The 20,752-nt window shown below is 43.1% G+C and carries 21 protein-coding genes; 15 read left to right on the forward strand and 6 right to left on the reverse strand.

Features of this window, described 5'->3' with window-relative positions:
* Positions 1-254: 254 nt before the first annotated feature.
* From V7L95_RS09385 to V7L95_RS09410, 6 genes are read left to right on the forward strand one after another with little or no spacing between them, the layout of a single operon-like run.
* Positions 255-1,013, forward strand: coding sequence for a 5-oxoprolinase subunit PxpA (locus V7L95_RS09385; RefSeq protein ID WP_212357600.1), 759 nt, complete (start codon positions 255-257; stop codon positions 1,011-1,013).
* 24 nt (positions 1,014-1,037) lie between these two features.
* The gene (locus V7L95_RS09390) at positions 1,038-2,255 is read left to right on the forward strand and encodes an NRAMP family divalent metal transporter (protein WP_008347191.1); all 1,218 of its coding nucleotides are present in this window, start codon (positions 1,038-1,040) and stop codon (positions 2,253-2,255) included.
* Between the two features lie 4 nt (positions 2,256-2,259).
* Entirely contained in the window at positions 2,260-3,051 is a 792-nt protein-coding gene (locus V7L95_RS09395) for a putative hydro-lyase (protein ID WP_050826964.1), read from the forward strand.
* A 19-nt stretch (positions 3,052-3,070) separates the two neighbouring features.
* On the forward strand, positions 3,071-3,817 hold the full coding sequence (gene pxpB, locus V7L95_RS09400; protein WP_050826965.1) for a 5-oxoprolinase subunit PxpB: 747 nt from the start codon (positions 3,071-3,073) through the stop codon (positions 3,815-3,817).
* Positions 3,814-4,818, forward strand: a complete 1,005-nt coding sequence (locus V7L95_RS09405; RefSeq protein ID WP_206114193.1) for a biotin-dependent carboxyltransferase family protein — start codon at positions 3,814-3,816, stop codon at positions 4,816-4,818. Before pxpB ends, V7L95_RS09405 begins: the two co-directional genes overlap by 4 nt.
* A 14-nt stretch (positions 4,819-4,832) precedes the next feature.
* Positions 4,833-5,606: an IclR family transcriptional regulator gene (locus V7L95_RS09410; protein WP_007498093.1), complete on the forward strand. Its 774-nt coding sequence runs from the start codon at positions 4,833-4,835 to the stop codon at positions 5,604-5,606.
* Positions 5,607-5,640: 34 nt separating this feature from the next.
* Here the strand turns inward: V7L95_RS09410 and V7L95_RS09415 are convergent, their stop codons facing one another.
* A complete protein-coding gene (locus tag V7L95_RS09415) occupies positions 5,641-6,276 on the reverse strand; it encodes an FMN-dependent NADH-azoreductase (RefSeq protein WP_024720223.1) in 636 nt (211 codons plus the stop codon).
* A gap of 414 nt (positions 6,277-6,690) precedes the next feature.
* Between V7L95_RS09415 and V7L95_RS09420 the strand changes: the two genes are divergently transcribed.
* The 3 genes from V7L95_RS09420 to V7L95_RS09430 all read left to right on the forward strand — a co-directional run bounded on the left by V7L95_RS09420 (position 6,691) and on the right by V7L95_RS09430 (position 10,702).
* Positions 6,691-7,323, forward strand: coding sequence for a GDSL-type esterase/lipase family protein (locus V7L95_RS09420; protein WP_017366635.1), 633 nt, complete (start codon positions 6,691-6,693; stop codon positions 7,321-7,323).
* 87 nt (positions 7,324-7,410) lie between these two features.
* Positions 7,411-8,493: a C45 family peptidase gene (locus tag V7L95_RS09425; protein ID WP_340965979.1), complete on the forward strand. Its 1,083-nt coding sequence runs from the start codon at positions 7,411-7,413 to the stop codon at positions 8,491-8,493.
* Between the two features lie 121 nt (positions 8,494-8,614).
* Entirely contained in the window at positions 8,615-10,702 is a 2,088-nt protein-coding gene (locus V7L95_RS09430) for a BglG family transcription antiterminator (protein ID WP_340965981.1), read from the forward strand.
* Positions 10,703-10,718: 16 nt separating this feature from the next.
* On the opposite strand, the gene V7L95_RS09435 is transcribed toward V7L95_RS09430, so the two are convergent.
* Positions 10,719-11,330, reverse strand: coding sequence for a class I SAM-dependent methyltransferase (locus tag V7L95_RS09435; protein ID WP_340965984.1), 612 nt, complete (start codon positions 11,328-11,330; stop codon positions 10,719-10,721).
* 155 nt (positions 11,331-11,485) lie between these two features.
* Here V7L95_RS09435 and V7L95_RS09440 point away from each other — a divergent pair, with 155 nt between their 5' ends.
* Both V7L95_RS09440 and V7L95_RS09445 read left to right on the forward strand, forming a co-directional pair.
* Entirely contained in the window at positions 11,486-12,355 is an 870-nt protein-coding gene (locus tag V7L95_RS09440; protein ID WP_008347170.1) for an SDR family oxidoreductase, read from the forward strand.
* 293 nt (positions 12,356-12,648) lie between these two features.
* Positions 12,649-13,071, forward strand: a complete 423-nt coding sequence (locus V7L95_RS09445) for a pyridoxamine 5'-phosphate oxidase family protein (protein WP_008347166.1) — start codon at positions 12,649-12,651, stop codon at positions 13,069-13,071.
* Between the two features lie 565 nt (positions 13,072-13,636).
* On the opposite strand, the gene V7L95_RS09450 is transcribed toward V7L95_RS09445, so the two are convergent.
* Together V7L95_RS09450 and V7L95_RS09455 are read right to left on the reverse strand one after the other, a co-directional pair.
* Positions 13,637-13,819: a hypothetical protein gene (locus V7L95_RS09450; protein ID WP_041091160.1), complete on the reverse strand. Its 183-nt coding sequence runs from the start codon at positions 13,817-13,819 to the stop codon at positions 13,637-13,639.
* Between the two features lie 13 nt (positions 13,820-13,832).
* Positions 13,833-14,051, reverse strand: coding sequence for a hypothetical protein (locus tag V7L95_RS09455; RefSeq protein ID WP_039963137.1), 219 nt, complete (start codon positions 14,049-14,051; stop codon positions 13,833-13,835).
* 160 nt (positions 14,052-14,211) lie between these two features.
* Here V7L95_RS09455 and V7L95_RS09460 point away from each other — a divergent pair, with 160 nt between their 5' ends.
* A complete protein-coding gene (locus tag V7L95_RS09460; protein WP_340965994.1) occupies positions 14,212-16,461 on the forward strand; it encodes a hypothetical protein in 2,250 nt (749 codons plus the stop codon).
* Between the two features lie 58 nt (positions 16,462-16,519).
* Here the strand turns inward: V7L95_RS09460 and V7L95_RS09465 are convergent, their stop codons facing one another.
* Both V7L95_RS09465 and V7L95_RS09470 read right to left on the reverse strand, forming a co-directional pair.
* Positions 16,520-16,816 carry a DUF3817 domain-containing protein gene (locus tag V7L95_RS09465; RefSeq protein WP_008347156.1) on the reverse strand — a complete coding sequence of 99 codons (297 nt, stop codon included), beginning with the start codon at positions 16,814-16,816 and terminating at the stop codon, positions 16,520-16,522.
* A 132-nt stretch (positions 16,817-16,948) separates the two neighbouring features.
* Positions 16,949-17,623 (reverse strand): GntR family transcriptional regulator, encoded by a 675-nt coding sequence (locus V7L95_RS09470; protein ID WP_025206775.1) that lies wholly within the window; start codon positions 17,621-17,623, stop codon positions 16,949-16,951.
* 154 nt (positions 17,624-17,777) lie between these two features.
* Between V7L95_RS09470 and V7L95_RS09475 the strand changes: the two genes are divergently transcribed.
* The 3 genes from V7L95_RS09475 (at position 17,778) to V7L95_RS09485 (ending at position 20,681) form a co-directional block, all read left to right on the forward strand.
* Positions 17,778-18,599: an AraC family transcriptional regulator gene (locus V7L95_RS09475; RefSeq protein WP_017358421.1), complete on the forward strand. Its 822-nt coding sequence runs from the start codon at positions 17,778-17,780 to the stop codon at positions 18,597-18,599.
* On the forward strand, positions 18,596-19,528 hold the full coding sequence (locus tag V7L95_RS09480; protein WP_008347149.1) for a DMT family transporter: 933 nt from the start codon (positions 18,596-18,598) through the stop codon (positions 19,526-19,528). Before V7L95_RS09475 ends, V7L95_RS09480 begins: the two co-directional genes overlap by 4 nt.
* Positions 19,529-19,625: 97 nt before the next feature.
* Positions 19,626-20,681, forward strand: coding sequence for a tartrate dehydrogenase (locus tag V7L95_RS09485; protein WP_113747471.1), 1,056 nt, complete (start codon positions 19,626-19,628; stop codon positions 20,679-20,681).
* Positions 20,682-20,752 lie beyond the last annotated feature (71 nt).

Here is a 20,752-nt window from a genome sequence, read left to right on the forward strand (position 1 = left end):
CCAATACTCCCCCAAATGAATGCTTTTGTCTGCATTTATTTGCAAACGTTTGTTCTTTTTTAATGTTCAAAAAGGTTGATAGAATAACCTTTTTGAGAATGAGACCGAAAGTTTGCAAGAGACACATTCTACTAGTTCTATTGTTATATTTTCTGACAATTTCATGTGCAGTCTATCCAAAGTTGGTATAATCAATATAAATTCGAATATTCGGACTTTCTATTCCGCAATTCGGAACGACAAGGAGGGGTCCTATGTATCAAGTGGATATTAACTGTGATTTGGGAGAAAGTTTTGGTCAATACACCATCGGTTCAGATGAACAAATTCTTGAATATGTTACCTCAGCCAATATTGCATGCGGTTTTCATGCGGGAGATCCAACTGTGATGAGAAAGACGGTTAAAATGGCACTGGATAAAGGGGTTCAAATTGGTGCACATCCAGGTCTGCAAGATTTAGTCGGTTTTGGCAGACGTCCAATCGCTATCTCAGCAGAGGAAGCCTATGATCTTGTGATCTATCAAATTGGTGCATTATCAGCCTTTCTGAAAGCAGAAGGTGGCACGATGCAGCACGTGAAACCACACGGCGCCCTTTACAACATGGCGGCTAAAAATACTGAATTATCTGAATCAATTGCGAAGGCTGTGTATGATATTGATCCTAACCTTGTGTTATTTGCGCTGTCAGGCAGTGAACTTGCGTCAGCAGGGGAAAGAATCGGTCTTCAAGTGGCACATGAAGTTTTTTCTGATCGCACGTATCAACCAGACGGGACACTGACATCCCGCCGTGAACCTCATGCACTTATTGAAGAGGATGAAAGGGCAGTTCAGCAGGTCATCCGTATGGTAAGAGAGGGGAAAGTGCGGACAGTGCAAGGGGAAGATGTTCAGCTCAAAGCAGATACGGTGTGCATCCACGGGGATGGCAGTCACGCGCTTCAATTTGCAAAAAACATTACAGCGAAGTTAAAAGAAGCCACTATTCAACTCAAGGCCTTTCGATAAATCGTCATCAAAGGGGGAAACAGCATGAAAAGAGAGAAAGCCAAACAGATGAAAGCTCCAAAAGGGAACCGTTCTATGCTGATGGGCGCAGCCTTTTTAATGGCAACGTCCGCCATTGGACCGGGATTTTTAACACAAACAACGGTGTTCACACAGCAGCTCGCAGCTAGCTTTGGGTTTGTCATTTTGATTTCCATTTTGCTAGACATTTTTGCGCAAACAAATGTATGGCGTATCATTGCCGTCTCGGAAAAAAGAGGACAGGACATTGCCAATATGGTTCTGCCGGGTCTCGGATATGTGTTAGCCTGTTTGATTGTCATTGGGGGGCTTGCCTTTAATATTGGAAATATCGCTGGTGCGGGTCTCGGTTTTCAGGTCATATTCGGCGTCGATCCCCGCATAGGGGCTGGGGTCAGTGCAGTCATTGCCATTCTCATTTTTGTCATCAAAGAGGCAGGGAAAGCGATGGACCGATTCACACAAATCGCTGGTTTTGTCATGATTGGTCTGATGCTGTATGTGGCTATTTCCACAGCACCGCCAGTTGGAGAAGCGGTCATGAGAACTTTTGTGCCAGAGAAAATTGACATGTTATCGATTGTCACACTTGTCGGCGGGACAGTTGGTGGCTATATCGTTTTTGCTGGTGGTCATCGTCTGCTGGATGCTGGCATTAAGGGGAAGGATGCATTGCCGCAAGTGACGAAAAGTTCCATTTTCGGTATTTTGATCACATCCGTGATGCGTGTGGCTTTATTTTTAGCCGTTCTAGGAGTTGTCTCAAAAGGCTTACAGATTGATCCATCGAACCCGCCTGCGTCTGTTTTTCAATTAGCATCTGGAAATGTTGGATATAAAATGTTCGGGATTATTATGTGGGCTGCCGCCATTACCTCAGTCATTGGAGCAGCATACACCTCCGTTTCCTTCTTTAAAACCTTCTCACCAAAAATCGAGAAAAATCAACGAGGCATTATCGTTGGATTCATTGCGCTCTCGACCATTTGTTTTATCACGATTGGAAGACCTGTGAACATATTGATTTTGGTTGGGGCCATCAATGCATTGATCTTGCCGCTTGCACTCGGAACATTGCTGATTGCTGCCTATAAAAAAGAAATTGTCGGTGATTATCGCCATCCATTCTTTTTGACAGCAACAGGTGCGTTTGTTGTTGTCATCATGGCAATCATGGGCGGATATACCATCATGAATGAAATTCCAAAACTATGGAGCTGATCACATGAAAGCATATCAAACCTATGAGCCGTCACAAATAAGGGAATTGATTCGTAAGCAGAAGATCACAGGACCAACGGCTGGCTTTGCTGAGGGATTTGCGCAAGCCAACTTAATGATCGTCAAAAAAGAGCTAGCCTTCGATTTTCTTTTATTTTGTCAGCGGAATCCGGCTTCGTGCCCTTTGCTTGATGTGCTCGACCCAGGTGATCCAGTGCCAAGGCGTTCAGCACCTGATGCGGATATTCGAACGGATTTCCCTAAATATCGTATTTACAAAAAAGGGGTTCTTCAAGAAGAGGTAACAGATATTTCTTCCTATTGGGAGGATGATATGGTGGGCTTTCTCATCGGATGCAGCTTTACGTTTGAGCATGCACTGATGCTGAATGACATTCCTGTCCGCCATATTGAAGACGGTCATAATGTACCAATGTATCAAACGAACATTCCATGTGAAAGGGCAGGTGTATTCCATGGTCCGATGGTTGTCAGTATGAGGCCGATCCCAGCGCATCAAGTCACAAGAAGTGTTCAGGTGACATCTAGATTCCCATCGGTACATGGCGGTCCTATCCATATAGGTGATCCAGCTGTGATTGGCATTGAACATGTAGATCAACCAGACTTTGGAGAACCATCTGTGATCAAAGAAGGGGAAGTCCCGGTGTTTTGGGCATGTGGTGTGACGCCGCAAGCCATTGTTATGCACACTAAGCCAGACATTGCGATCACCCATGCACCCGGTCATATGTTTATCACAGATGTAAGAGATCAAAAGCTCGGTGTCCTGTAGAAAGAGAGGTGTCATAAGAGTGGCATTTTCAACGATAAAAGATACGATCACGTTCCACCCGCTAGGAGACGCAGCCATTGTCATTCAAGCCGGGACTGACATAAGTGAAGACATTCATGAGCGTGTGAAGCAGCTGTTTTCATGTATTGAACAGCATCCATTTGACGGATATGTGGAAGCTGTTCAAGCCTTTACAAACGTGACCGTCTTTTATGAGCCCTATAAGGTGTATCAATCTGCTCAGCTTAAGCAACGTGCAATCTCTCCGTATGAATGGGTCAAAGACTATATTGAAAACCTCCTTGAAGACAACTGGCAGGAGGGGAATCAGGCAAAGCGCCGGATCGTCGACATTCCTGTATGTTATGGAGGAGAGCTCGGTCCTGACTTAGAAGAAGTCGCCCGTATCAATGGTTTGACGCCTGAAGAAGTTGTACGTATTCACACATCCGGGACGTATCTTGTCTATATGATTGGGTTTGCTCCTGGGTTCCCGTTTTTAGGCGGACTTTCTGAAAAAATTGCAGCTCCGCGTAGAGAAACACCAAGAATGTCGATTCCGAAAGGGTCTGTGGGTATTGCGGGGAAGCAGACAGGGGTTTATCCGATATCTACACCCGGAGGCTGGCAGCTCATTGGACAAACCCCTTTGTCCTTATTTCGGCCGAATGCTGAGAGACCTAGTCTACTAAAGGCAGGGGACGAGGTTCGATTTGTTCAACTGTCTGAAAAGGAATTTTTCAGCATGAAGGAGGAAGATCGTTGAGTATGCATGTCATCAAGCCAGGAATGTTCACCACCATTCAAGATAAAGGGAGAATAGGCTATCAGAAGTACGGTGTTTTAACGAGCGGCGGCATGGACTCGCTCTCGCTCCGAATCGCCAACATCCTCACCGGGAATCAAGAAAACGAAGCGGTGCTGGAAATCACATTAATGGGACCCGGCCCAGTGTTGACATGTCAGAAGGATCAGCTGATCGCCGTGACCGGTGCTGATGTGGAGATTGAGATTGACGGAGAACAAGCGCCTCTATGGAAACCACTCTTCATTCGAGCAGGAAGCACGATCACCTTTGGCCCTTGTAAGAGGGGATGCCGCTCCTATCTCGCTGTAGCCGGTGGATTTGATGTTGAGCCGGTGATGAAAAGTAAAAGTACGTATGTCAGAGCGAAGATAGGCGGGGTAGAAGGGCGTCCGCTAGAAAAAGGAGACGTCCTGCCGATTGGAGAACCGTCACCACTGGCGGTGAGCCTCGTTCACATGTTAAAAAGCAAAGGGGAACGTGCGCCAGAATGGACAGTCAATCATGCTCATTTTTTGCCTCTCGGGAAATCACCAGTCATTCGGGTGCTGGCAGGCAGACATCTATCTCATTTTCAGGAAGAATCGCAGCAAGCTTTTTTCGAACGGTCTTATCAGGTCACTCCCCAATCTGATCGTATGGGATGCAGATTGAAAGGGGAACCGATTCGTTTAAAGCAAAAACTTGAATTGATTTCAGAAGCGGTTGCTTTTGGCTCTATTCAAATTCCTCCTGACGGCCAGCCGATTATTCTGCTCGCAGATCGCCAGACGACAGGTGGATATCCCCGTATTGGTGAGGTGGCAACAGTCGATTTGCCGCTCATTGCGCAGGCGATGCCTGGAGCGAATCTCACGTTTCAACAAATTGACCGCCAAGAAGCAGAGCAAGCCTTATTCACACAAGAAGCAGAGATGAAGGACCTGACGGCAAGATTAAAACTCGAAGCATTTTCGTTTTAGAAAAGGTGAGAAACATGCAGAACACAAATAAAACCGTTGTGAAATCAATGGAGATATTACGGCTTTTTATCACACACGAACAATTAACGTTAAATGACATGATTGAGCTCTCGAGCATGCCCAAAACATCTGTACACCGAATGGCCAACTCGTTAGCCGATATGGGGTTATTAGAAAAGCATCCTTCAGGTGTTTACCGATTAGGCTTGATGTTCCTTGAATATGGTCAGCTTGTCGCCGACCGCCTCGATATCCGTAGAATTGCAAGGCCCTTTATGGAAAACTTGCGTGATGAGGTAGGTGAGGCTGTTCAGCTCATTATTCGTGAAGGAGATGAAGCGATTTATGTGGAGAAAATGGAAGGAACGCAGCCTGTCCGGCTCTACACCGCTGTCGGAAGAAGATCCCCATTATATGCGGGAGCTTGTGCGAGAAGTATTCTTTCCTTTTTGCCAGAGGAAGAGAGACTTGCCTATATTGATTCGGTAGAGCTCGGGAAAATCGGGATCGGAACCATTACCGATAAAGATGTCCTGCGAAACATGATCGAAGAATCAAACAGGCGCGGCTATACGTTAAGCTATTCAGAGCTTGAAAACTATACTGCAGCTATTGGAGCGCCCATTTTCAATCATCACGGAGAAGTGGCAGCAGGCATTAGTATTGCGGGGTTTGAGGCAGGCTATCAAAAGGAACGGCTTCCTTATTTAATTGAGCAGGTCAAAAAAGCGGCCAGCGGCATTTCAAAAGAATTAGGTTTTGCATCTGAACAAATAAAAAGCCAATGACCGTTAAGATCATTGGCTTTTTGCGTGTTAATAATTAGAAAGTTTTACCTAAAGCTTTTGCACGTTCGATCGCATCTGCTTTAATTTGTTCTGCTTTTGCAGGCTCAGCATTGTGACCTTCAACAATAAGACCTTCGAAAGAAGGAATACCGAAGAAGTTTGCAATTGTTCCAAGGTAACGGTGACCTGCTTCTAGTTCAGCAGCAGGACCTTCAGTGTAGTATCCGCCACGTGCTTGGATGTGTAGCGCTTTTTTGTCTGTTAGTAATCCAACAGGACCTTGCTCAGTGTATTTGAATGTTTTACCAGCTACAGCAACAGAGTCGATGTATGCTTTAAGAACTGGTGGGAATGAGAAGTTCCAAAGTGGTGAAACAAATACGTATTTGTCAGCAGAAACGAATTGATCGCTTAATTCGTTTAGGCGAGCAACTTTCGCTTGCTCTTCAGCTGAAAGTGTATCGAAGCCAGCACCAGATTGAAGCTTGCCCCATCCAGCGAATACATCTGCATCAATGTGAGGAATGTTTTCTTTGTACAAATCGATATGTACAACCTCGTCACTTGGATTTGCTTCCTTATAAGATTCGATAAATGCTTTAGCAGTAGCCATACTGTAAGAAACTGTTTCATCATGCGGATGTGCAGTGATGTATAAAACTTTTGCCATGTTCATTCAATCCTTCCTGTTTCAATGATTTTTTTAGCGTATCCCAAAGATACACTGAATATGTGGCATCTTTAATCATATTGGAATGCTATGAAAAAGATGTAACAAGCACAGTTACATAAAAACTGATATTTTCATTGTAATCACTATATAGTTTGAAGTCAAGGTATAAAGTCTTGAAATCAAGATAAAAAGTTTGTAAATTTTTCTGAAACGCTTCAAAGCTGCGATTTAAGCAAAAAAACCCTACTCCCATTGAACAAAAAATGGATCGATATCGCAAGTAAAGTGTTTGTAAATGCGCTCATCCTGCGTCTTTGAAAAAAAGGTGGATGCCTTTAAGCCATCTGCTACAAGCATTTGTTCTTCTTTTTCGTATATATAAGAGAAGGCAGGAGAGAGTGAGGGATAAGAGTGGGACGATCCTATGTTGCGATTGGAGATTCCTTAACGGTTGGGGTGGGGGCACGTTTATTTGGCGGCGGTTTTACGGAGCGATATGCGGCGAAGCTTGAAAAGAAGCTGCATATACCGGTGAAACTGTCCGTATTTGCGAAATCAGGGTTAACAACGGAAGAGATCTTGCAGCTTTTTCGGCGGTCTGATGTAAGACGGGCGATTGCTCATGCTGACATCATCACCATCACAGGCTGCGGGAATGATCTTGTTCAAGCTGTTCTGCAGTATGAAAAAGGTGAAGATGAAAAGACACTGCTGCAAGCGTCTATGCATTGTCAGGCGAATTTTAGCAAAATGGTTCAAGAAATCGCTCTGATAAAAAGAGGTCAGCATCATCCATACTGCGTATATTTATTGAATTTATATAATCCTTTTCCTGAGATTCCGATCGCAGAGAGATGGCTGAAGCAATACAACCATCACCTTCGCCAGCTTGCTGCGAATCCACATGTAGAAGTGGTGGATATTTACGGTGTATTTGAAGGTCATCAAAGCGCATACTTATCGATTGATCAATTTCATCCGAACCACAAAGGATATGAAGCAATGGCAGAAGCGCTGTTTCAACAATCCGCTAAGCAACTGTGATCCCGCGGGATTGCAGTTTTTTTCATTCTTTTAAATGAAGGGCTGTTTCGATATGATAAAAGAAACAAAGACAAAAGAGGTGTATGCATGCAGGAGATGAGCGCGTATTTTCATGAATTGAAAGGAACAGCTTATGAGATAGGAAAGCAGCAGGCTGTCTGGCTGAAGGAGCACCCTTTGCTTAAAAAACAATACATTCAATCAGAACCGTTATTAAAAGAGGCTGTGAAGGAAACGAAGCAGCTGATTCGACCGTTTCTTCCTCAGTTAGAGGAAGAACTCACGGGATTTTGTGATGAAATGCAAATGGATGAAAGCAATTTGACCTTTTTCTATTCTTCGCATCTTCAGCCAGGTTGTTCCCATTGTGTGATGCAGGGAAATGAGGCTGCCAATCAACAAACGGTGATGCTTCGCAACTATGATTTTTCTCCGCTGTTTGATGATATGCGTCTTGTATCTACACATGTGAAGGGCTCAGCAGTCCATACAGGCTCATCATTAATCTTATTTGGTCGATCGGATGGGATGAATGAACATGGTCTATCGGTGACATTTTCTGCATGCGGTCCGCCTATTGGCAACGAACCAGGCTTAAAGCCGCCGGCTGTTGCTGGCTTGCAAGTATATCATGTTATTCGTGCTGTGCTAGAGTCCTGTAAAACGGTGGAGGATGCCGTCCGTTTGGTACAGGAAATGCCCGTCGCGTCTAATGTTCATCTAATGCTTGCTGACCGGCAGGGAGAGGCGGCTGTGATTGAAATGATTGATGGGCAAAAAAAGGTGAGAAGGCCGGAGCGTGGATTTATTGCGGCTACGAACCATCCGCTCGCTGATCACACGGCAAAAGGGTTGACGAAACATCATTCTGTTGTCAGGTACGACATGTTAATTCAAGCTTTAGAAGAACAGCCGTCAAGCGAGTCTCTTACGGAACTATTTCAGGCAGAATACCCTGCTGGTCTGACTGTGCACAATTATGAAGAGCTGTTTGGGACGATGCGAACCGTCATGTTTCGGCCGGAGGAAGGGACGATGGAGTATTGCTTTGGCTCTCCCGTCTATCATCCTACCTATTCATTAAAGGTCGGGGGCGCACTGCCATTTCATGAACAAACGATTAAATTTCATCAAAAGGATTATGGACCTTCCTTTTGGAGAAACGTGTGAGTCTTTCATTTTGTCACAACCTGTGTGCCAAATTTAGATCAACTTCAGGTTGCATCGATCAGTGAAAGCGTTTTATATTAAAGTGTGACAATAGACCTATTTAAGCAGAAGGAGGCATTTCATGTACATAACGGCACGAGAACAGAAAGTGATCAAATATATGATTCAGCAAAATCGTTATGTCACCATTCGTGAGATCGCCGATTCTGTTCAAGTAAGTACAAGAACCATTCATAGAGAACTTAAATCCATTAAACCTATTTTAAAGAATTACAACCTATCACTTGATAAACAGCCGGGGAAGGGCTTGAAGGCGGTCGGTGAACAGGAAGACAAACAGCGGCTTCTGTCTCATATTTCAAATGAAGATCAAATTGAATATAGTTCTGATGAACGGAAGCTCTTAATCCTGTGTGCCCTGCTTGAAGCAAAAGAACCGGTGAAATTATATACACTTGCAGCCGACTTGCAGGTTACAAATGCGACCATCAGCTACGACTTAGATGAACTGACGGACTGGATCGCTCCCTACGGTTTACTGCTTATCCGCAAGCGTGGGTACGGCATTGAATTAAAAGGGCCTGAGGAAGCCAAACGAAAAATTGTCGGGAACCTGATCGTTGACCGTCTCGACATTCAATTATTTCTCGAAACGATTGAGATGAATATTAAACATCGAACGAAAGCGACTGAAAAGGTGTTTGGGGTAGTCAGTCGAGGACAGCTGCTCAAGGTAGAAAGGCTGCTCTTTCATTTGAAAAACAGACTCTCTCTCTCGTTGTCAGATAGTGCCTATATTGCACTTGTCGTTCACTTAACCTATGCCATTGAACGCATTCAAATCGGTGAAACCATTCGGATGGAAGAGGAAGAATTGCTTGAATTAAAGCGGACGAAGGAATTTGAATCTTCACTCAGAATCGCACGAGCATTAGAACGCATGTTTAATGTAGAGATTCCTGAAGCGGAGGTCGGCTACATGACCATCCATTTGCGTAGTGCAAATCGAAGCTTTACGGCAGAATACCGCATTGATGAGATTGAGTTAGATATTGCGCTGAGAACGAAGAAACTCATTGACTTTATTTCTCATAAAACAGGCTACCATTTAAATGAAAACGATTCATTGTATGAGGGACTCGTGTCTCATCTTGAACCAGCTATGAACCGTTTAAAAGAAAAGATGCGGATTTACAATCCGCTCACACAACAAATAAAAAAAGACTACTTCTTGCTGTTCATGGCGATTGAAGAAGGTGTGGAGCGCTTCTTTCCTGAGATCGAATTTCCAGAGGATGAAATTGCCTTTATCGTGCTTCATTTTGGTTCGGTGCTTGAAATTAAAAAAGAAGAAACAAAGATTCATGCATTGGTCGTTTGCTCAAGCGGCATCGGTTCGTCCAAAATGCTCGCATCACGATTAAAAAAAGAATTGCCTGAGATCGCCAAATTCGATCTATCTTCCTTAATGGAGCTAAAGGAAATCGACGCTGCGAGCTATGACATGATCGTATCAACCGTGCCGATCCCCTATGAGCATATTGATTACATTATGGTCAGCCCGCTCTTAAACGAGGATGACGCAGTGCGGGTCAAGTCTCATATTAAACGAAAAATTCCTTATCTGATTGAGAAAAAAAGAGCGCAGGAATCTGCAAAAGAATCGGTGGAGGAAACGGTTGATATGATAGGAATGGCAGAGCAAATCACGAATTATATGTCAGTGATTCGCAGCATCTTGTCCCATTTTACAATCGAAAAAAAGAGGACGACGGAGCAGCATGAGTCAACAATGAGAGAGCTGATGCGTCAGGTTGAAAGTCAAGGCTATTTAGAACGTGCAGACGAAGTGACAGCCGGTTTACTTGAGCGTGAGCAGCAAGGTGGTTTAGGCATTCCGGGAACTGAGTTTGCTCTTTTTCACTTAAAGCATGATCTCATTAAGAAACCGGTCTTTCATATCTATGATCTTGATGAGGCATATGAGATCAAAAGCATGGATGGCGGGCAACAGCTCATGTCCAGAATGCTCCTCATGCTGGCGCCGCTAGAGCTTGGCAAAGAAGGGTCTGAAATGTTTAGCCTGATCAGTTCATCCATCATTGAAAGCGAAGAAAGCATGGCGCTTTATGGACAAGGAACAAAGGAAGAGATTGAACAGAAATTACATCAACTTTTTTATCAATTTGTCAAAGAGGCAAAATGGTAAGAAAAAAGCCGAGAGCTTATTCGCTTCTCGGCTTTTTTGCTGTGACACAGACAGCGAGGGTGGGACGAATCTCTTCATATTCAACAGAAAACTGATCAAATCCAGCAAATTCTAAGTCATTGAGGATGCTTTCGCCCATTTCTTTTGTCCGATTGGCGTCTGCTCCTTTTTCTCTTGGCTGCATCACAATGACGAGTTTTCCGCCAGGTTTCAAGGTGTGATAAAGGTTGAGTGCGCCAGCCTTTGGGTCATCCCAAATCGTATAATTGTTAACAGAGAGTACTTTGTCATACTGATCCGCCGGCAGGCGTGTTTTTTCAATTTTCCCGACATACAGCCGGACCTGCTTCTCTTTGGATCGTTTCTTTATACGCGAATGCGCCTGTTCCTTCATAGTTGAAGAAGCATCTAGTCCATCAATGTGAAGATCGTCATAATGCTTGAGCATATGTTTGAGGCTATAGCCGGGGCCATAGCCTATTTCCAATATGTTTTCACCATCTGATAAATCTAAATGCTGGATCGCCCATTGATTCAGTGCCTTATTTTCATTTGCCATAATAAAACCTGCGATGCTTCCGAGCCAGCCTTTTGGTCTGCTAAAGGTTTTAGAAATGGTTGACAGCATGTGAGAACGCTCCTTTTTTATGTTTATGTAACCGATTTTTCACATCCTGAAACCTGTCAGTTTTCAAAACGCATTGATGAAGCATAGGGATGTTTGAGTGAAAAAATGAAGTGGTAATGAAAGGATACATCAACAAATCAAGGAGGAGCTTACACATGGATTTACGTGAATACTTAACAAATGGCATTCCGCGCCAAACGCAGGATCAGCAGCCAGGCAGTGAAAGAGAAATGAATCCTGCGCCGATCTATGAGGATGAATCGTATAAAGGGTCTGGTAAGCTAAAAGGAAAAGTAGCGCTGATTACAGGGGGAGACAGCGGAATTGGACGTGCCGTTTCTGTTGCGTATGCCAAAGAAGGAGCTCATGTCGCGATTGTATACTTAAATGAACATGAGGATGCAGAAGATACGCAAAAACGTGTAGAACAGGAAGGCGTTAAATGTTTAACGATTGCAGGGGATGTCGGGGACGAAGCCTTTTGCGAGAAAGCGGTAGAAAAGACAGTTGAAGCCTTTGGGAAGCTGGACATCTTAGTCAATAATGCGGCCGAACAGCATCCGAAAGAACGTATTCAAGATATTTCTAGTGAACAGCTTCACCAAACCTTTAGAACCAATTTCTATTCTTATTTTTATTTTACGAAGAAGGCACTCGATTACTTAAAACCGGGAAGTTCCATTATTAATACAACATCTATTAACCCGTATCGAGGCAACAAAGTGCTCATTGATTATACGGCGACAAAAGGGGCCATCAACGGCTTTACTCGTTCTATGGCACAGTCGCTTGTGAAAGATGGAATTCGGGTCAACGGTGTAGCACCCGGTCCAATTTGGACGCCGCTCATTCCATCTACATTTGATGAAGACAGTGTCGAAAACTTCGGGGCCGAGACCCCAATGGGAAGACCAGGACAGCCTGTGGAGCATGTAGGCTGCTATGTACTGCTTGCTTCGGACGAATCGTCTTATATGACGGGACAGACACTTCACGTCAACGGCGGTTCCTTTATGAATACATGATCAATAGCACGCCGCCCAGCTTTGATTGGGCGGTGTATTTAGTATTTCTTCCGATTCTTCTGTACAGATGAGACAGACCATATGATAATGCCCACAACAACCGCTGCAATAACAAGTGAACTCAAATGGAACATCGTTTCATGATGCATGTTCAACTTCCCCTTTCAATGTGTCCGTTTTTTATAGCATCAGCTAGAAGATGTCTTTTTATGAAAAACACATTTCTTTGTTTAATGAATGGGTTGTCGTGGAAACCTAAGAGTACGGATGACATTTTGAAGGAGTGAAGATACATGTCACAAGAAGAGTTAAAACAAAAGGTAATGAATTTATTAGACGAACAAAAAGTCGGAACATTGGCGACTGTTGAACAAGATAAGCCGCATACCCGCTATATGACTTTTTTCCATGAAGGACTGACATTATATACACCAACAAGCAAAGAAACACATAAAGCTGATGAGATTGAAAAAAATCCGAATGTTCATATTCTCATTGGTTATTCAGGTGAAGGATTTGGGGACACATATGCAGAAATCGCAGGTAAAGCCACATTAACTGATGATCCAGAACTGATCGACCGCCTTTGGTCTGATGAGATGGAGAAATGGTTTAAAGGAAAAGATGATCCAAACCTAGTGATCCTTAAGATTGACCCAACCTCCATTCGTTATATGAACGAAGGAAACCGGACACCAGCAGAATTATCACTTTAACACTTGCGTAAGTTGGGGGAACGTGTTATAGTTTTGTATTAAGTGTTGAAATAGCAAATAAATAAAGAAAGTAAACTTTCTTTTTTCTATGACATAATGAGAAGCAATAGAGCTTCTACTTGATAAGAACGAGACGCTGTCAAAGCGAACAAACTTATTCTTTTCCTTCTGCAACCGCCCCCCTATAAAAGCGGAAGAATGGAAAAAAGACGTTTTGATTTACAATTCACACTGGCACGGCTTCGGAGCCGTAAGGACGAATGAGAGGTAGGGCTTTCGTTGTCTTGTTATCCAGAACTTCCATGGCGTTTACTTTCAAACGTAGGTTCACTCGGAACACATATGACACACTGATATGATCGAATCTTAATTCATACACTCCGTGACGGAGATTAAACATTGATTATTTATTTGCATGAAAAGAGTAAGAAACGGGCTGCCATCTATTTGGCAGCCTTTTTAGGTTAAAAGCGGATACCATCCGCATGACATCCCCTTCAAAAAGATTCGCCGTCAACAATAGAACAACGAACACTCATCGACAGAAAGAGGAAATGCTTCATCATCACTCCCTTCGCCCTTTCTTCTGATACCTCCAAATCCGGCCAATAAAAAAGAACATCACCGTAAACAAAATAGAGAAGATCAACATGTCCAGCAGTGTCACGCCTCTATCTGGATGCACAACCCCAAACCAAACCCATTGAAGAACAAAAGAGATAGCAAAATAAAAGATGGATTCTTTCATGAAATTCTCCTTTTCACTTGTTTTTTTGACTGTTTAGCCACACCATCCAGATGAAAAAGGAACAAATGGCGCATGCGAGCAAAGTGACAGGCGGCAAGGTGTACCAGCCAGTCAGCCCCTTTACAAAGCACATATAAAAAAAGAAAATGGTCATAGATACGAGCACCCCTTGCTTGAACCAACGGGGAACACGCAGCCAAGCCGCTAGAATGATCGATGATAGCTTATCCATTGAGATAACATCCTTTTTTTGAATCTGATTGGATTTTATCGTAAACAATCAAATATGTAAAATATGGATTTAGAAAGTTGGAATGGTATTCTTCTAGCATGAAACATTCTCGCTGCACTGACGTATAAGAAAAAGGAACTCCATGAAAGGAAGCGATCAAGTGAAAAGAATACCAGTGATTTTCCTCAGGTATATTGTCTTCTTTATTCCAGCAATCATTCTTAGTGTCTTGGTGTGGAACCATTACCAAGATGATTTGTCAGCAGGGAAAGCGACGCAATATGACGTCAAACAAATATTTACATTCGATGAAGGAAAACGAGTAGTGAGTGCTGTATCAAAAAACCAGCAGCTCCATTTTGCAATGTATGATCCTCAATCAGGAAAAAGAATCAGTGAATGGATAACGGAAAGCGATACGTTTAATGAAATGCTGCCATCTATTCAAGGGAACCATCTCTTACTTGCTTTAAAAAATAAAGACGATCAGCTGTTGATCGAAAAACTGTCTCCAAGCGGAGCAAAGAAAGAACTCGTCAAGCAAAACTTACAGATTCCCTCATTTTTAAAAACGAATACATATCAATGGAATGGACGTCTCGTGTTTACAGGAGAAATGGAAGGCGCTGCTGCGGTCCTCGGTGAGCTAAAGAATGGTCAGTTTCATGTCCACAATCTCAGCGAGCTGAAGCTACCAGCAAGACCTGTTTCCATCGATGTCGTCATGAATTCTTTTAGAGGGCAGACCCCATTCCCTATGTTTGAATTGACTTTGAAAAATGACCAGAAGGCGTATGTCAGCGGAATCTCAAACGAGAAGCATCAGCTTGGGGTCTATGTCTCCAAAAGTGCAGAACCGTTTAGCCTCATTGAAGATAAAGTCGTGCAGCAACTGAAAAAAACGATCGGATCATCACAAAACGTTGCTGTCGCTGTCGAATCCAACTATCCAAAAAGACCAAGGAAAGTGGATGCAGAGGGAAGGCTTGGGGAAGTCGTCCCAACACCAAAACCGATGTACCAAACCTTTATCTACCAGCTGAATGAAGAAGAAGTTCTTCTTTTAGGCTCTACAGCAAAGGACGAAGCAAAAGGCAAGCTGACTGGTTATATTTATAATCATCGCACGAATAAGGCGACGTCTGCCAGCAAGCTGTCTCAGTCGTTGTCATATGAATCTTTACAAAAAGAAGATCTCTCTTTTCATAAAAATGTGAAGAGCGATTGGCTCTATTATTCACTTGGCAACCAATTAACGGGGGCATTTGAGGCGAAAAGCAAACAGCTAAAGGAATTTCCTTTGCAAAAGGTTATCTCAATCGAAAATGCCAGTCCAGCCCACCAAACGTCTGTTGACACCTTTATGCAATATGTCATGAAGGGCGGACCACTTATTCTCAACTGGGCGATATGGCTCTTTATCCCACTGTTGTTATTTGTGCTAGCGATCTTCCTGCCACCGATTTTGAGGCTTGTGAGAAAGAACAAGATAAAAGACAGTGTCACATTAGAAGCCAATATTGTATCAGTCAAAGAAACGGGTACCTACATCAACGAACAGCCGCTGGTCAACATGCAACTTCAATTTCAATATGATGGGAAAAATATCGAAAAGGCGGTTAAAACGGTTGTATCCTATACTCAGATACCGCAACCGGGTCAGCGTATCGCCATTCTCTACAATCCGAAAAAGAAAAAAGCGATGCTCTTAAAAGAAGGTGACTTCTCGCAGCCAAGCGAGCCAAAGTTCGTCAAAGGCGCTATTTTAAGAAACATAGAATCATATGGAACCGTAGGACGAGGCACCGTTTTATCACTTACATTTGAAGCAGATCAGAAAAGGTATACCATTCCGATGATTCAAGCCGCTGGTTTTGAATTTAGAACAGGAGAAAAAGCCGATCTCGTCGACATCAGTGGTCAGCTGAAAATGGCAGCCTATGGGCATGAAGTGCGGAATCGTTTGGGGAAAGACGTGACATTGACAGGAACGATCCAACGGGTGAAGCAATATCCAGTCACAATTCATGATCAGAAGCCTATTATGCTGGATGTGACGGTTTCTAGCGGAGATCAATCCATCACAAAAACGGTCAGCCAATTCATCCCTGATCATATGGAGGTCGCGCCAGGAACTCAAATCACGATGCAGACAAAACAAGAAGATCTGGATAAAGAAATCAGTCTTATGCAAGAGAAACAAGGAAGTGCAAAAGTGACCCATGTCACATTTTCCGGTGTCATCGGCAACCAGCCGTTAGCGATCATTCAGATTGAGAGAGATGGCGTGATGTATGAAGTGAAACAGCCAATCGATCCGATCACTAGCGTCTTGCCAGGTGATGAATTATGGGTGGCATATCACGAAATGACACGTCAAGCAGCCATTGTGAAATATGCATCGATTTAAAAAATACGTCAGCGTGTAGAAAAAGGGCTAAAACGAATGTCGTTTTAGCCCTTTTTGATTAAGCTTTTGTATCATACTGGCGAAGCACCTTGTCATAGGCGAAGTTGCCGAAAGGAATGAATGCCGCAAAGAATCCGGCGATGGACCATTTCAAATGCCAGCGAACTTTAAAGGTCACATATGCCAAAATGAGCATATAGATCACAAACAATGCGCCATGAAGAGAGCCCACAATGGTGACCGCCATCGGAATATCCGCAAAATATTTTAGAGGCATGGCAATTAAAAGAAGGGTTAAAAGAGACATACCCTCAATAAAACCCGCCTGTCTCAGACGGCTAATACTTGTATGCATATACAAATCCTCCTGTATAAAAGCTAGTTTCTCATCTTCTAATATAAACGAAAGATCGCCTGAACATGCGATAATCTACGAAAAATTCAAAATATGTTCAACGAATGCTTAAAAAATGGGAAATGACACGCATTACTTTTCGGTTGTTTCAGAGAGTACTTGCTTTAAATGCGCCACATCATGTATGAGGTGGTCTGTCATCGCCTGAACGGCTTCAGCAGCCCGGCGTTCTTTTATTTGAGTGAAAATGGCCGTATGCTCTTTTTGAATCGTCTCGGCCCGAGGCCCGCCGCTAAAATGAAAGATGCGGCAATAATGAATGAGCGCATTCACGTGATTTAATTGTTTAGATAAACGGTGATTGTGACTGGCTTGTATGATTGTTTGATGAAACGCTTCGTGTAACTGAACGATATCCTGAGATGGCAGCTGCTGTTTGATCGCTTCGTCTGCCTTCGTGAGCACCTGTTCAATGTCATCTATTTCTCTATCTGTGGCTTCTTTGCAGGCAAGCTTAACGGCAAGCGTTTCTAAAGCCATTCGGACTTGATAGAGTTCCTCGACATCCCGCTCTGTTAACGTATAGACAGAGTAGCCTGATTTGGGATCAGCGATTAAAAGTTCGTCCTTTTCTAAAAGCCGCATGGCTTCTCTCACTGGTGAGCGGCTTACGCCAAATTGTTTGGCAAGCTGCGTTTCATTGATGCGCTCTCCTGGCTGAAACTGGCCATCAAAAATCATTTGCTTCAGCTGTTCATAAAATTGCATGTGATACGGTGCTGGTCTTTCCATCTCGAATGAATTCATCCCATCATTCCCTCTTTTGTACATCATCTTTTGTCTCATGTTATCCAAGTTCTTCCCTCTAGGCAAGCCTGCATCGAAAAGTCAATATCGTACAATCCAAGAGAAAAAGGGTGTGCTACACTAATGATCAGCTCAGTGAAAAGAGGGGATCGACATGAGAATACTAGAGGAACGAACAGTCCATTTTGATAAGGACTTGCAAATAGAGGCGTATCGCTTTCATGCCATCATCAAAAAGTTCCCAAAACATTTTCATCCATACTATGTGATTGGATTTATTGAAGGCGGTCAAAGACGTATGTTCTGCCAAAATCAAGAATACATCATTGAAAAAGGAGATATCCTTCTTTTCAATCCGTACGATAACCACGCATGTGAACAATTTGATCACATGCCGCTAGATTATCGCAGCTTAAATATTGAACCAGAGGTGCTGGAGAAGGTCTTTCAGCACAAGCCGCATTTTAAAGCCCCTGTGGTTTCACAAAGTGAACTAGCAAAGCAATTATATGATCTTCATCAAATGATCACAGAAGAAGCTCCTGCTTTGAATAAACAGGAAGCCTTTTACTTTTTGATGAAGCAGTTGATCGAAACCTATTCTGATACACCAGAGGAAAAAGTATCAGCAGCCAATGCCAATGAACAAAAAGTCCAAGACGTACAGCAATATATTGAAACACATCTCACGGAAAATATATCGTTAGATGACTTAGGTGAGCTTGTGTCCATGAACAAATATTCATTGCTGCGTGCTTTTACAAAGTTCAGAGGAATTACGCCGTATCGTTATTTACAGACAATCAGGGTGAACTATGCGAAGGAACTTCTCGCCCAAGGAATGAAGCCAATAGATGTAGCTGCTGCCGCTGGATTTTCTGATCAAAGTCATTTGACTCATTTCTTTTCGGAATTTATTGGGCTTACGCCAGGGCAGTATCAGCAAATTTTTGCAAAGCAGGTAACAGCAAAATGAAAAATAAACAGCTTCTTGGTCATCTAGCAGCCATGCTCACCATTTTTTTATGGGGATCTACCTTTATATCAACCAAAATATTATTAACGGCTTTTTCTCCAACAGAGATTTTATTTTTTCGTTTTTTCCTTGGGTACCTTGCCCTGATGATCATTTATCCAGTCACCATGAAGGTGCAACATAGAAAGCATGAAGGGATGTTTGCGCTCGCAGGGTTATGCGGTGTGGTCTTATACTATTTTTTAGAAAATGTTGCACTTACCTATACGTTCGCTTCGAATGCAGGTGTTATCAGCTCCGTTGTCCCATTTTTCTCTTTTCTATTGTCTTATTTTTTATTAAAAGATGAGCCGCTACATAGCCGGTTTTTTATCGGTTTTTTCATTGCGATGACGGGAATTGTGCTGATTAGCTTGAACGGGATGACGACATTCCAATTGAATCCACTCGGCGATGCTTTAGCATTTATGGCTACCATTGTCTGGGCATTTTATTCCATTTTATCGAAAATGATCAATCAATATGGCTACCATATTATTCAGGTGACAAGACGTGTTTTCTTTTACGGGCTTTTATGGATGATTCCACTGATCTGGCATTTTAAGATTCGTTTAGACTGGGAGCGGTTGACGAATCCATCGTTTGCCTTCCACTTGCTGTTTTTAGGCGTCTTTGCATCTGCTATTTGTTTTCTGACATGGAGCTTTTCCGTGAAGACGATCGGTGTGGTGAAATCGAGTATCTACATTTATGGCGTTCCAATCATCACGATGGTCATTTCAATGATCGTTCTCCATGAGAGATTGACCTTCATGTCACTGCTCGGAACAGCTCTGACTTTGGGAGGATTGCTTCTTTCAGATAAAAAAGGAGCAGGTAGAAAAAAACAGTCAGTCCCATTACAGTTGCAGAACAAAAAGGCGCTTTGATCAAAAAGCGTCTTTTTGTTTATTGAAAGAACATGAACTCTTTAGTAAACTCAACTTAATCGGTCGACGGTCGACCATTCATAAGGGGGAGAATACAATGAAACACTTTTCGATTGCGACGATACCTGGTGATGGGGTAGGAAAAGAAGTTGTACCAGAAGCAGTACGTGTTTTGAAAGCGATATCAGAGGTGCATGGCGGTCTGACTTTTTCTTTTCAGGATTTTCCGTGGAGCTGCGAATACTATTTAGAGCATGGCGAAATGATGCCAAAGGATGGATTGGAACAACTGAAAGCCTTTGACAGTATTTTCTTAGGGGCTGTCGGTGATGCCAACTTAGTGCCTGATCATATCTCGCTTTGGGGACTGCTCATTAAAATTAGACGGGAATTTGAACAGGTGATTAACGTAAGACCGGCAAAACAGCTAAAGGGCATCCGTTCTCCGCTTGCTCAGCCAAAAGATTTTGATCTACTAGTTGTAAGAGAAAATGGAGAAGGCGAATATAGTGAAATTGGGGGTCGGATTTATCAAGGGGAGGATCAGCTTGCGATTCAAAATGCCGTCTTCTCTAGAAAAGGGACAGAACGTGCGATGCGTTTTGCTTTTCAATTAGCAGAAAAGAGACGAAACCATGTAACAAGTGCAACAAAGTCAAACGGCATCGTGCATACCATGCCATTTTGGGATGAAGTGTTTCAAGACGTCTCAAAGGACTACCCTAATGTGGCGGCAGATTCTCAGCACATTGATGCGCTCTCAGCCTTCTTTGTCACAAGACCAGAGAAATTCGATGTGATTGTTGCCAGCAATTTATTTGGTGACATTTTGACGGATCTTGGTGCCGCTATAATGGGTAGTATTGGTGTCGCACCAGCAGCCAATATCAATGTAAATGGCAAATATCCATCCATGTTTGAGCCAGTACATGGATCAGCACCAGATATCGCTGGAAAAGGGATCGCAAACCCTATCGGACAAATCTGGACCGCTAAACTCATGCTTGATCATTTCGGAGAGGAAGAATTAGGCACACACCTTCTCGATACGATTGAATCTGTCACAGCAGACGGCTTTTTAACGGCAGACATCGGCGGAGCTTATCAAACACAAGAGGTCACAAACGAAATCATTAAACGATTGAAGAAATAATCCGTCATTAGAACCACATCTCCACGTCTGCTATAATAAAAGGATGGATAGAAGAAAGAGATGTGAAATCT

This window comes from Bacillus sp. PPSBB_11, from assembly GCF_038023285.1.
GTDB lineage: Bacteria > Bacillota > Bacilli > Bacillales > Bacillaceae > Bacillus > Bacillus altitudinis.